This is a genomic window from Kribbella capetownensis, from assembly GCF_004331485.1.
In the GTDB taxonomy this organism is placed as follows: Bacteria; Actinomycetota; Actinomycetes; order Propionibacteriales; family Kribbellaceae; genus Kribbella; species Kribbella capetownensis.
This window is the reverse complement of record NZ_SJKD01000002.1, coordinates 907,669-920,904: the sequence shown is the minus strand read 5'-3', so window position 1 is coordinate 920,904 and position 13,236 is coordinate 907,669. Positions and strand designations below refer to the sequence as shown.

Annotated in this window: 9 protein-coding genes; 3 read left to right on the top strand and 6 right to left on the bottom strand. The window is 68.5% G+C overall.

The annotated features are described in order from the left end of the window. Positions 1 to 4: 4 nt before the first annotated feature. The gene (locus E0H75_RS14665; protein WP_131514033.1) at positions 5 to 1,624 is read right to left on the bottom strand and encodes a Wzz/FepE/Etk N-terminal domain-containing protein; all 1,620 of its coding nucleotides are present in this window, start codon (positions 1,622 to 1,624) and stop codon (positions 5 to 7) included. Positions 1,625 to 1,807: 183 nt separating this feature from the next. Here E0H75_RS14665 and E0H75_RS14660 point away from each other — a divergent pair, with 183 nt between their 5' ends. From E0H75_RS14660 to E0H75_RS14650, 3 genes are all read left to right on the top strand, one after another. Further along, on the top strand, positions 1,808 to 4,021 hold the full coding sequence (locus E0H75_RS14660) for a LamG-like jellyroll fold domain-containing protein (RefSeq protein WP_131514032.1): 2,214 nt from the start codon (positions 1,808 to 1,810) through the stop codon (positions 4,019 to 4,021). Between the two features lie 172 nt (positions 4,022 to 4,193). Beyond that, complete coding sequence (locus E0H75_RS14655; protein WP_131514031.1) at positions 4,194 to 5,717, top strand: WD40 repeat domain-containing protein; 1,524 nt, start codon at positions 4,194 to 4,196, stop codon at positions 5,715 to 5,717. 134 nt (positions 5,718 to 5,851) lie between these two features. Next, positions 5,852 to 7,351: a fibronectin type III domain-containing protein gene (locus E0H75_RS14650; RefSeq protein ID WP_131514030.1), complete on the top strand. Its 1,500-nt coding sequence runs from the start codon at positions 5,852 to 5,854 to the stop codon at positions 7,349 to 7,351. A 302-nt stretch (positions 7,352 to 7,653) separates the two neighbouring features. Here E0H75_RS14650 and E0H75_RS14645 read toward each other — a convergent pair whose 3' ends face one another. Genes E0H75_RS14645 through E0H75_RS14625 form a run of 5 tightly spaced genes read right to left on the bottom strand, consistent with a single transcriptional unit; the run spans position 7,654 to position 13,129 of the window. Continuing rightward, a complete protein-coding gene (locus tag E0H75_RS14645) occupies positions 7,654 to 8,928 on the bottom strand; it encodes an MATE family efflux transporter (protein WP_131514029.1) in 1,275 nt (424 codons plus the stop codon). 9 nt (positions 8,929 to 8,937) lie between these two features. Next, positions 8,938 to 9,726 carry a WecB/TagA/CpsF family glycosyltransferase gene (locus E0H75_RS14640; protein WP_131514028.1) on the bottom strand — a complete coding sequence of 263 codons (789 nt, stop codon included), beginning with the start codon at positions 9,724 to 9,726 and terminating at the stop codon, positions 8,938 to 8,940. Positions 9,727 to 9,729: 3 nt separating this feature from the next. Next, positions 9,730 to 10,713: a GDP-mannose 4,6-dehydratase gene (gene gmd / locus E0H75_RS14635; RefSeq protein WP_131514027.1), complete on the bottom strand. Its 984-nt coding sequence runs from the start codon at positions 10,711 to 10,713 to the stop codon at positions 9,730 to 9,732. After that, on the bottom strand, positions 10,710 to 11,639 hold the full coding sequence (locus E0H75_RS14630; RefSeq protein WP_131514026.1) for a GDP-L-fucose synthase family protein: 930 nt from the start codon (positions 11,637 to 11,639) through the stop codon (positions 10,710 to 10,712). The genes gmd and E0H75_RS14630 overlap by 4 nt, the downstream gene beginning before the upstream one ends. Beyond that, positions 11,639 to 13,129 (bottom strand): sugar transferase, encoded by a 1,491-nt coding sequence (locus E0H75_RS14625; RefSeq protein WP_238163011.1) that lies wholly within the window; start codon positions 13,127 to 13,129, stop codon positions 11,639 to 11,641. The genes E0H75_RS14630 and E0H75_RS14625 overlap by 1 nt, the downstream gene beginning before the upstream one ends. Positions 13,130 to 13,236 lie beyond the last annotated feature (107 nt).

The following is a 13,236-nucleotide window of genomic DNA, read 5'->3' as shown; positions in this document are numbered from 1 at the left end:
ACGATCAGCGCAGCGGTGCAGCCGTGTCGAGCGGCTTGTAGTTCAGCGGAATGCCCAGCGTCTCGTCGTGCGGCGAGGCACCGATCAGTACGACGCCCAGCACCGGCGCACCAGCGAACTGCAACGCACCGGTCAGTCGCGCAACGTCCATCTCCTTGTCGTGCCCGACCTGCACCACCAGCACCGACGCGTCCACAGCCGCGGCCAGCGGCGTGATCCCGTGCCGGCCAACAGACGCCGGTCCGTGAATGACGACGGAGTACCCAGGCGGCAGGTCCGCCACGATGCCCGGCACCAGCGAGGGACCAACGGCCGCGGCCGTCTCCTCGTGGTTCAGGCCAGGCGGAAGCACATACAGATCGGCGACCGTGCCCGGCCGGAACAGCTTGCGCGCCCGGATCGCCCGCGTCGCCGCAGGCTCCATCACCAGGTCGGTCAGGCCCTCATGCCCGGTCACGTGCGACAGAACCGGCGTACCTTCGATGTCCGCCAGGACCAGCAGCGTCTCGCGACCGTCGCGAGCGTTCGCCTCGGCCATCGCCAGCGCGATACCAGCCGAGTTCGGCGTCGGGGATGCGGAGACCACGAGCATCGCGCCCGGGCCACCACCGGCGAAGGCGCGCGGGTTCAACTCGCGACGAGCAAGCGCACCGCTCGCCTCGGCACCCAGCGCAGTGATCTCGTACTGCGGCAACTCGGGAGCCGTCCGGTGCCAGAACCGGCGCCGGTTGCCCTCCGACGCGGCGATGACCGGCGAGCTCGCGGCACGCGCCGCCTGGTCACGAGTCACGATGTACGGCGTCAGGTGCGACCGGAGCAGCGCCAGACCGAAGCCGAGCACGAGGCCGAGGATGCCGCCGACGAGGATGTCGCGGGCAACCATCGGCGAGGAGGTCGCGGTGTCGGTGGTGGCCGGCGTGACCAGCTCGCTGCCGGCACCGACCGTGGTCAGCGCCTTCACCATCGCGGCCGCGTCGTCGGCGGCCTGCCGGGCCTCGGTCGCCAGCCCGACCCGCTGGTCGCGCAGCGCGGCGGCGGTCTGCGAGTCGCCCCGCTGGACTGCCTCGTCGATCTGGCTGACCAGGCTCTTCGACTGCTGGGTCGCGGTCTTGGACCGGTCCTGGGCCTGCCCGGCGAGCGTGGTCAGCAGTGCCTTGGCCTCGTCGTTGCGCTGCTTCAGGTAGATGCTGGAGATCGCGTTGGCCCGCTCGACCGCCTTCGCCGCGGTCGGGCCGTCGGTGGTGACCAGGTACGCGTTGTCGGTGACCGCCTTGACCCGGGTCACCGCCGCCAGTTCCTGGATCGCGTCGTCGGTGGTGTCCATGCCCAGCGACTTCGCCACGCTGTGCAGCAGCGTCGGGCTGGCCATCACGCGGGCCTGCGTCTCGGCGGGCAGATCCATGCCGAGCGGGCCGGTCTTGTCCGTGGTGGGCAGCTTGCCGACCAGGGCCGGCGGGACCGCCGGCCCGAGCACCAGTTGGCTCGAGGCGGTCCAGCGCGTCGTCTGGGACAGCGCGAAGACGGAAGCGCCGAGAAGCCCGAGCACGATGCACCCCAGGATGAGCCACTTCTGCCGTAGCAGTGACTGAGCGGTCTCCCGCCAGACCACGGTGCCCGGTTCCATCCCTACCCCACTTCCATCGCCCACAGGCTCGGTGCCAGCGACTCAGGATATAGGCAGCCGGGATCGGGCGTACCGAAGCGTCCGGTCATGCCCTACTCTGACCCCCGGGGGATTCCCGGGGGCTGCCGGGAATTTGGTATGGCGCCGTTCCGCGCGCCTTCTGTCCGAGGGGGACACCGCAGGATGAACAAGAGATGGTTGCTCACGCGTCTGGGGCTCGTGGGCGCTCTCGTCGCCGGGGCACTGGTGGTCGTTTTCGCGCCGCCCGCCCAGAGCATCGAGGCTTCGCTGTCAGCAGTGGCGAGCCCGACCTGGCAGACCAACGGAAGTGTGCAGGGCATCACGGTCGCAGCGGGCAAGGCGTACGCCGGCGGCCGATTCACGAGCGTGCGGCCACCGGGCGCCGCCGCCGGGAGCGGTGAGGTCGCCCAGGCGTACCTGGCCGCTTTCGACGAGAACACCGGTGCCCTGGTCACCGCGTTCAACCCGGTCCTCAACGGCCAGGTCTATGCGGTCGCGGCGTCCGCCGACGGATCACGGATCTTCGTCGGTGGTGACTTCACCACCGTCAACGGCGTCACCCGGAACCGGATCGCGGCGTTCGACACCGCCACCGGTGCGCTGGTGACGACCTGGAAGCCCTCGGTCTCGTACCGGGTCAAGACGATCGCGGTGCACGGCAACACGGTGTACTTCGGCGGTTCGTTCGGCCTGGTCAACAACCTGACCCGGAACCGGCTCGCGGCGGTCAGCGCCGACGCCGGCACCCTGCTTCCGTTCGCCCCGTCGGTGAACGGCGACGTGTACGCCGTCGACTCCGCGGCCGACGGCTCCAAGGTGTACGCCGGTGGCCAGTTCAGTGCCGTCAACGGCACCAACCAGAACACCGTGACCAGCCTCGACCCGGCGACCGGCGCCGTACTGCCGTTCCCGGGTGCGTCCGCGGTCCCGCCGCCGAACGGCTCCTGCACCACTCGGGTCAAGGCGATCGATGCCAGTGGCGACACCGTGTACTTCGGCAACGGCGGTGACGGTGGCGGCTGCTTCGACGGCACCTGGGCGGTCGACGTCTCGACCAACGCGCTGAAGTGGAAGAACTCGTGCCTCGGCGCGACCGAGGCAGTCAAGGTCGTCAACGGCTGGCTCTACAAGGGTTCGCACGCGCACGACTGCGCCAACCAGGGCGCCGGCGGCTTCCCGCAGGGCTTCGACTACCGGTACCTGCTGGTGGAGAAAGTCTCCGACGGCACGCTCGGCCCGTGGTACCCGAACACCGACGCGGGCCCGCCCACCGAGGTCGGACCGCTCGCGTTCGCGACCGGTGGCGACGACCTCTGGGTCGGTGGCGACTTCTTCAGCACGAACGGCGTCGGCCAGCAGGGCCTGACCCGCTTCACCAACGCGACGCCAGGTGCGGCTCCGGCCAAGCCGGCCAAGCTGCTGCCGTACAGCGTCAAGCCGGGTGAGGTGCAGATCCACTTCCCGACCGTGGTCGACAACGACGACAGCACGCTCACCTACCGGCTGCTGAAGGGCTTCAGCAACACCACGATCGCGACGTGGACGGCCAAGTCGACCCCATGGGATCGGCCGTGGCTGCACTACATCGACACCAACGTGGTGCCGGGCGAGACGCCCAACTACCGCGTCGAGGTGACCGACGGCAGTACGACGTTGCGCGGCAACTACTCCGACCCGGTCACGGTCGCCAGTGCGCCGTCCACGGCGTACGACCAGATCATCAACGCCGACGGTCCGCAGGCCTACTGGCGACTGGGTGAGGCCGCCGGTACGACGACGTCCGTCGACTCGTCCGGGCAGAGCAACAACGGCACCTACGGTGGTGCGGTGCTCGGACAGCCGGGGGCGATCGCGGGGAACACCGCGATGACGGCGACCCTGACCAGCGGCCGGATGACGTCCGAAAAGGGCTACAGCATGCCGCAGCAGTTCACGGTCGAGGCTTGGGTGAAGCAGAGCGGCACCAACCGCGGCGGACGCATCATCGGCTTCGGCAACTCCAAGGCCGGCACCAGCGCGACCGGTGGCGACCGGCAGCTGTACATGCGCACCAACGGCTCGATCGTGTTCGGGGTGAACGACGGCGCCCAGAAGACGCTGACCAGCACCTCGGGCAAGAACGACGGCCAGTGGCACCACGTCGTCGGCACCTTCGACAACGGCGCGATGAAGCTGTATGTCGACGGTGCACTCGCAGGAAGCGCGAGTGCCGGAACCGCGTCGCTGTACTACGGCTGGTGGCGGCTCGGGTACGACAACAACACCAACTGGCCGGGCGGTGGCGCGAGCCAGGTCGGGATGAGCATCGACGAGGGCGCGGTGTACCCGTATGCACTCACTCCGGTCCAGGTGCAGTCGCACTTCGCGGCCCGCTGAGAAGGCTCGCTGAGTAAGGCTTCGGACAAGTTTTCCGGGTTCACAACACAAAGTCATAACGCGGGTGGGAGCTCGTCTTCCGGACGAGCTCCCACCCCGCTAATGTCCGCTGCTGGTGTGTGTTTTGAGGCCACGCACCGTTGTGAGGCACCCGCCCGTCCGAAGGACATAAATGAAGAAGTTAGTTCTGGCCATCGTCACCGGCGCGGCGGTGGTGGCCGCCGCACTGATTCCGTCCGGTCCGCCAGTGGTGGCGGCGGCCCCAGGTTTCGGTTCCGCCGTCTCGGCGATCAAGCAGACCTCGTGGCAGACCAACAACAGCGTGAACGCGTTGGCCATCGCAGGGAACACCGTCTACGCCGGCGGTCTGTTCACCCGGATCCGCCCACCCGGCAAGGCCGCCGGTCAGAGTGAAGTGGTCCGCACGTACGTCGCCGCCTTCAACCGGACCACCGGCGCGCCGACGACGTTCGCGCCGACCCTCAACGGCCCGGTGTACAGCATCGCCACCAGCCCGGACGGCAAGTGGGTGGTGATCGGCGGTGACTTCACCGTCGCGAACGGCCTGAAGCGCAGCAAGATCGCGATGTACAGCGCGGTCACCGGCCGGATCGTGCAGGCCTGGGACCCGGTCGTCGCGGCCCGCGTCAAGGCGCTGGCGATCTCCGGCAGCACCGTGTACATCGGTGGCGCCTTCGGCCGCGTCGACGGCCAGACCCGCAACCGCCTCGCCGCGGTCCGGCTGCTCTACGGCGATCTGACGGCGTGGAACCCGAATGCGAACAACGACGTGTACGCGATCGACGTGTCCGACAACGGCACCCGCGTCTTCGTCGGTGGACCGTTCAGCACCATCAACGGCCAGGACCACTACTCGCTGGCGATGGTGAACACGACCACCGGGGCGGCGTACTCGATGCCGGCCGCGGCGGCGATCCCGAAGCCGACGGTGAAGTGCACGACCCGGGTGAAGGACATCGACACCCTGGGCGACAAGGTATTCGTCTCCAACGGCGGTGACGGCGGCGGTTGCTACGACGGCGTGCTGGCCGCCGATGCGACCACCGGCAAGTTGCTGTGGCAGAACACCTGCCTGGGCGCGACCGAGGCGATCAAGGCGATCGGCAACTGGGTCTACAAGGGCTCGCACGCACACAACTGCAGTTCGTCGGGCGCCTTCGGCGACGGCACCGGTACGCACTACCTGCTGGTCGAGAGCGGCATCAACGGCAAGCTCGGCCCGTGGTACCCGAACACCGACGCCAACCCGAACAGCACCACCAAGGTCGGACCGCTGGCGATGGCCGGCACCAACACCGACCTCTGGGTCGGCGGCGACTTCCTGCACGTGAACAACGCGGTCCAGCAGGGCCTGGCCCGGTTCACCAACACCCCGGGCGGCGCCTACCCGGCCAAGCCGAAGGCTCCGACCCTGACCAGCACGACGGCCAACCAGGTCCGGGTGGCGTTCAACGACGTGTACGACGTGGACAACCTGACGCTGACGTACAACGTGTTCCGGGGCTCGACGAACGTCGGCTCGTACAAGTACGTCTCCTACTACTGGGAGAAGCGCAAGCTGTACTCGATGGTCGACACCGGTGTGAAGAGTGGCCAGACGGTCACCTACCACATCGAGGTCCACGACGGGCGCAACATCGTGAAGGGCCCGTCGGTCTCGATCAAGGTGAAGTAGCTCGTCAGGGGGTCTGCCTGAAAGGGCAGACCCCCTTCGGCTGTGGATCGGGAGGGGGCCTGCCGGTCGTAGCCTGAGAGTCCGGGGAACTGGGGTACGGGGAAATCTGGGGTACTGGGGAACTGGGGGGAATCATGGGGAGACGACTGCTTGCTGTGATCGGGGCGGCGGGTCTGGCCTTCGGCCTGATCCCGGCACCACCAGCCGTCAGCACCGGCGCGTCACTGACTGCCGTCGCGAACTCGGCCTGGCAGACCGATGCGAGTGTGCTCGGCCTGGCCGTTGCCAAAGGCAAGGCGTACGTCGGCGGCAGGTTCACGAAGGTCCGTCCGCCAGGTGCGGCGGCCGGTACGAACCAGACCACCCGGACCTATCTGGCCGCCTTCAATCAGACGACCGGTGCGCTCGACACCAGCTTCAACCACACCCTGAACGGTTTCGTCTGGGCGATCGTCGCGTCGGCCGACGGATCCCGGGTGTACGTCGGCGGTGACTTCACCCGCGTCGACGGCCAGGTGCGGAACCGGATCGCGGCGTTCGACACCGCCACCGGCGCACTGGTGTCGACCATCAAGCCGAGCGTTTCGTACCGCGTCAAGGCGCTCGCGATCGGCGGCACCAGCCTGTACTTCGGCGGATCGTTCGGACTGGTCAACAACATCGCCAGGAACCGGGCGGCCGCGATCAGCACGGTCAACGGCAGCCTGCTGCCGTGGAACCCGAACGCGGACGCCGACGTGTACGCGATCGACGCGGCCGACGACAACTCCAAGGTCTACCTGGGCGGGACGTTCGCCAAGATCGGCGGAACCAACCGCTGGGCCGTCGCGAGTGTGAACAACTCGACCGGCGCACTGCTCCCGTTCGCCGCCGCGTCCGCCGTACCGCTGCCGACCGGTGGGTGCACCTCGCGAGTGAAGGACATCGAGACGTCCGGGAACCGGGTGTACTTCGCCAACGCGGGCGACGGCGGTGGTTGCTTCGACGGGACCTGGGCCGCGGATGTTGCCACCGGCAACTTGGTCTGGAAGAACACCTGCCTTGGCGCGACCGAGGCGCTGACAGTCCTGAACGGCTGGCTGTTCAAGGGCTCGCACGCGCACAGCTGCCCGGGGGCCTTCAGCGACGGCACCGGCACGCACTTCCTGCTGCTGCAGAACCCGGCCAACGGCTCGCTCGGACCGTGGTTCCCGAACACGAACGCCGGTCCGCCGACGCTGGTCGGTCCGCTCGTGTCGGCGACCGGTGGAAGCGATCTATGGGTCGGAGGCGACTTCACCAAGGTGAACGGCGTGGGCCAGCAGGGCCTCACCCGCTTCACGAACCTCGGAAACGGCGCCGCTCCCCTGGGGCCGGTCCTGCCGACGCTCTCCAGTACGACGGTCGGTCAGGTCAAGGCCACCGTCCAGACCTCGCTGGACAACGACGACATCACCCTGACCTATCGCCTGCTCCGCGGCGCCACCAACACGATCGTCGCCACCACCACCGCCAACTCCACCTTCTGGAGCCGGCCGACCATCACCCTCACCGACCCAACGGCACCGTCCGGGACAACGCAGATGTACCGCATCGAGGCGTACGACGGCCACAACGCCGTACGAGGCGGCTACTCCACCATCAAGGTGCGCTGACCAGCACTCACTCGTCCGGCCACCACGCACGGGGGCAACTTCAGCGGATAACCCCGCAGATTGACCCTTCTCTGGTCGTAATTCGACCGTAGAAGGGGCAACGCCAGGAGAGATCCGCTCAACTGCACACGGGTCGGTGGGGCTGGGCCGGCGGTGTACGGGCCGACAGGTAGTGCACCTGCGAGACACCGTACACAAAACGCGCGCACGCTCAGCTGCATTACCTGCCGGCCTGATACCTCCTGTCGAGCTGCACGCCGCCACCCGGCCGTCCGCCGAAATGACCTTTGGGTGCCGCGCCCTCAGGGGGTTGCGGTGGTTGAGCGGCGGTGGGCGGCGATCGCTCGGTGGGCTTCGTTCCACCACAGGAGGAGGGTGCAGAACGAAGCGGTGGCCAGGCCCCAGGCGGCGCCTTTGGCGTCGGCCAGGACGGCGCCGCCGACGCCGAAGGTGATGAGGATGACGGAGGAGATGAGCCGGACGCGGAGGCCTCGAGTGGCGGCGGCGAGGGCTCGGAGGATGGCGAACGCACCGGCGTTGGAGGCGCCGAGGGCCTGCAGCAGGATGACGGGAATCAAGACAGTGTGAGCCTGGGCCCAGACCCCAGGGCCGAGAAGCTGCCGGCCGACAACGTCCGGCAACAGCAGGAAGACGGCGCCCCACGCCAGGGCGCCGGCCCCGACGCCGAGAGAGATGACCAGACCGACCAGCCATAGGCGTCGGTAGGAGTGGCGGAGGGCGCGGGCGGCTTCGGGGACGGAGATCATCCGGATGCCCTGGTTGAGGACGTTCACGGGACCCAGCAGAACCTGTGCACCGCGGATACCGGCTGTGGCAGCGAGGCCGGCCGCGGCGGTGATGCCGAGCATGTAGACCTGGATCGTGCCGGAGACCGCGAGCATCTCCCCCATGTACTTCGGGGTCAGGTCCCAGTTCCGTCGTACCCACTCGCGGATCAGTTGGCGACGCGGCGAGATCCCGGCCTGGAACCGACCGGCCACCGCCGCGATCACCGCACCCAGTCCCCACGCGAACGTCAGCGTGAAGGCGGATGCCGTGTCGGTGAGATACAGCCCGCCGAAGATCACCAGCATGGCGAGCAACCAGATCAGGTCGTTGACGAGTGCCTTCTGCCCTTCCCCCACGACGAAGAACGCCCACCGCCACGCGTCCTGCAGCAGCAACCCCGGCATCGTCACCGCGAAGGCGAGCAGCACGCCCTTCGACGGCACACCGGGGAACGCCGCGATCCCCAGCCCCACGAGCATCGCGAGGAACCCGGCCAGCAGAGCAGTCGCCGTACTGGCACGCACCGCTCGTTCCCAGTCGGGTGTCCGCTCACCGGAGTGCCGGACCGCCAGCGGCTCGGTCGCGACCGCACGGGACACGTTCAGCGCGATGGTGTAGCCGCCGAAGGCCAGCGCGTAGACACCGAAGTCGGCGACAGTGCTGGAGCGGGCGACGACGACTCCGACGGCGAGATTGCTCAGACTCGACAGCGCCTGGTCGGCCAAACCCCAACTGGCGCGACCGGCCGGCCCGGCCAGCCGACGTAGCTTCGGCCGCCGGAACTTCACCAAGGCACCCTAAACCGGACGCGGGGGGCGCCGGAGGATGCCGACGCCGAAACGCGGGATGCCCAGCAGGTACCGCTTCCAGAGCCGTCTCGGCTCCTTGTACAGCCGGTAGCTCCACTCCAGCCCGGACCGCTGCATCCACAGCGGTGCCCGGTCCAGCCGGCCGGTGTGGAAGTCGAACGCGGCACCGACCCCGATCAGGATCGACGCGTTCAGCCGGTCCCGGTGCTCGGCCATCCAGCGCTCCTGCTTGGGCGCGCCGAGACCGACCCAGACGATGTCCGGCTTCGCCGCGTTGATCCGCGCGACGGCGGCGGCGTCCTCCGCCTCGGTCAGCGGCCGGTACGGCGGGCAGTCGGTACCGACCACCTTCAACGCGGGGTGGCGCTCCTGGAACGTGTCCCGCAGATTCTCGGCCACACCCTCGGCGCCGCCATAGAAGTACTGTGTCCACCCGCGGTCGGCGGCCTCGGCCATCACGCGCTCGAGCAGGTCCGGCCCGGCGACTCGCGCCATCCGGTCGAACCCGGCCCGCTTGCCCGCCCACACCAGCGGCATCCCGTCCGCGACCGTCAGCCCGGCGTTGTTGTAGACCTCGGTCAACCACTCGTCGGCGCGCGCGTGCAGCAGTGCGTTCACGTCCGACACGCAGACCAGTTGCCGCTCGCCGTCGTCGATCCAGCGCCCGAACGTCTCGACCGTCTCGTCCAGATCGGTCACGCTCACGTGGATCCCGAGCACGTCGACACGGTCGTGCGCCGACGTGGCGAGCCGGGGGTCAGTGGTCTCCGCAGTCATTCCTCAGTCCTCGCGGGTCAGCGCGGCCAGGTCCGCGTCGACCATGATCCGGACCAGCTCGGGCACATGCACCTGGGCTTTCCACCCGAGCTCGGTCGTGGCTTTGGACGCGTCCCCGATCAGCGAGTCCACTTCCGTCGGACGCTCGTACCGCGCGTCGTAGTCGACGTACTGCTCCCAGTCCAGTCCGACGTGGTCGAACGCGAACGTGACGAAGTCCCGGACCGAGTACGACGTACCGGTCGCGATCACGTAGTCGGCCGGGGTGTCGTGCTGCAGCATCCGCCACATGCCTTCGACGTACTCCGGCGCGTAGCCCCAGTCGCGGCAGGCCTCCAGGTTGCCCAGGTACACCCGCTGCTCCAGGCCGAGCTTGATCCGGGCCACCGCGCGGGAGATCTTCCGGGTCACGAACGTCTCGCCGCGGCGCGGGCTCTCGTGGTTGAACAGGATCCCGTTCACCGCGAACATGTCGTACGCCTCGCGGTAGTTCCGGGTCATCCAGTAGCTGTAGAGCTTGGCCGCGCCGTACGGCGAGCGCGGGTAGAACGGGGTCTCCTCGTTCTGCGGCGGCGGCGTCGCGCCGAACATCTCCGACGACGAGGCCTGGTAGAACCGGCAGTCCAGCCCGATCATCCGGATCGCCTCGAGCAGCCGCGTCGTCCCCATCCCAGTGGTGTCACCGGTGTACTCCGGCTCGTCGAAACTGACCCGGACATGGCTCTGCGCGGCCAGGTGGTAGACCTCGGTCGGCTGGATCGAGGCCAGCAGCGTGACGAGGCGCGACCCGTCGGTCAGATCGCCGTAGTGCAGGAACAGCCGCTTGTCCTTCGCGTGCGGATCCTCGTACAGGTGGTCGATCCGGCGGGTGTTGAACGTCGAAGCCCGGCGGATCAGGCCGTGGACCTCGTAGCCCTTGGCCAGCAGCAGCTCCGCCAGGTACGACCCGTCCTGCCCGGTGATCCCGGTGACGAACGCCTTCTTCATGAGGTCTGCTCCTGATACCAGGCGTACGTGGCCGCGACGCCTTCCTCCAGCCCGATCGACGGCTTCCAGCCGAGCGCCCGCAACCGGCTGACGTCGAGCAGCTTGCGCGGCGTACCGTCCGGCTTGGACAGATCGTTGCTGATGGCACCGGTGTAGCCGACCACCCGGGCGACCAGGTCGGCCAGCTCGCGGATCGTCACGTCCTCGCCGACGCCGACGTTGATCGGCTCCGGCTCGTCGTAGTGCTCCAGCAGGTGCAGGCACGCGTCGGCCAGGTCGTCGACGTGCAGGAACTCCCGCCGCGGCGTCCCGCTCCCCCACAGCACAACCTCGGCGGCATCGGTACGTCGGGCGTCGTCGAACCGCCGGATCAACGCGGGCAGGACGTGCGAGCTGGTCAGGTCGAAGTTGTCGTTCGGCCCGTAGAGGTTGGTCGGCATGGCCGAGATCCAGCGCAGCCCGTACTGGCGGCGGACCGCCTGGACCTGCATGATGCCGGCGATCTTGGCGATCGCGTACGCGTCGTTGGTCGGCTCCAGCTCACCGGTCAGCAGGCTCGACTCGCGGATCGGCTGGTCGGCGTACTTCGGGTAGATGCAGGACGAACCCAGGAACAGCAGCCGCGGCGTGCGGACCTCGAGGGCCGCGTCCATCAGGTTCACCTGGATGCGCAGGTTGTCGCTGAGGAACTCGGTCGGGTGGTCCCGGTTCGCGAGGATTCCGCCGACGCGAGCAGCCGCGTCGATCACCACCGCCGGCCGGTGGTGGGCCAGGAACGCGAATGTCGCGGCCCGGTCCCGCAGGTCCAGCTCCGCCGACGATGCGCCGATCAGTTGGGTGAAGCCGGCCGCTTCCAACCGCCGCCAGATCGCGGATCCGACCAGGCCGCGGTGGCCCGCGACGTACACCGGTGCTTTCAGGTCCATCAATACGCTCCTGCGCCGTAGATCACCGCGCGCACGGTCTTCCAGAGAATCAGCAGGTCCAGCGTCATCGACCAGTTGTCGACGTACCGCAGGTCGAGCCGGACCGATTCGTCCCAGGACAGGTCGCTGCGGCCGCTGACCTGCCACAGTCCCGTGATGCCGGGCTTGACGAGCATCCGCCGGGAGTCGTCGGCAGCGTACAGTGCGACCTCCTCCGACAGCGGAGGACGGGGGCCGACCAGGGACATGTCGCCTCGCAGCACGTTGAACAACTGCGGGAGTTCGTCGAGCGAGAAGCGGCGGATCCACCGGCCGAACGGGGTCATCCGCGGGTCGTCGCGCATCTTGAAGATCACACCGTTGCCGTCGCTGAGGGCGTACAGGTCGCCGAGCCGCTGCTCGGCGTCGGCGTACATGCTGCGGAACTTGAGCATGGTGAACTCGGCGCCACCACGGCCGACCCGCTGTTGACGGAACAGCACCGGTCCGGTGCTGGTCAGCCGGACGGCGACCGCGAGACCGATCAGCACGGGCGCCAGCAGGACGATCATCCCGAGCGCCAGGATCCGGTCGAAGACCGCCTTCATCAGGTGCGGTCCACCGCTGACCGACGGCCGCTCCAAGTGCAGCAGTGACAAACCCGCGACCGGCCGGACCGAAATGCGCGGACCGGCGACCTCGATGATGCCGGGCGAGACGATCAGCTCGATGCCGCGCTGCTCCAGGGCCCACGACAGCCGGCGCAGCGATTGCCCGGCGAGCTCAGGCTCGGTGGCGATCGCTACGACCTCGACCGCGTGCCGATCGGCGGCGGCCAGGATGTCCGGCTCGTCCAGCTCCTCCGGCGGCATCGGCCCGGTCCCGTGCTGGTCGCCGCGGGGGCGGCAGGTGGCCACGACGCGGAAGCCATCCGTCGGACGGCTCTCCAAGTGCTCACAAAGTGTTGCGGCCGGGCCACTTCGCCCGACCACAAGAACCCGATGCATGCAGCGGCCTCTGACCCGGTGCCGGTGCAGGTCCTTGCGCAACGCGTACCGCAGTACCAAGGCGGAGCCGACCATCACCGGAATCGCGAGTACGACGAAGCCGCGCGCGATCTCGGTCTTGGTCACGTACGCCGCCATCGCGACGGCTGCGGTCAGGCCGACACCGGAACGCAGCAGCGACCGGAACTCGTCCGGTCCGGCACCGAAGTAGCGCGGGTCGTACCCCTTGGACATGGCGACCGCGCCGACCCAGGCCAGCGGGAGCACGCTACTGACGATCAGATAACCGCTGCCGACGTGGTAGCCGAACCGGGTCAGCAGAGCGATGGACACACCGAGCATGGCCGCGAGCAGATCACCGCCGACAGCGGCCCAGCGGTACACACCGACCCAGCGCGGCTCTGTCGACCGTGACGGGAGCGGGACGATCGCCGGCACCTCGTGCGGAAGCACCCACAGCGGACGACGGCCGTCAACCGCATCCGGCGCCTCTGCTCCGCTCACAACGGCCCCTTGCTCCAAGCTGCAAGTGCTCGAACACGGTACGTGTCCGTCGCAGCGTGCAGTCTGCCATCAACACTGTCCAACGGAGATCGCCACCCACGGTGACG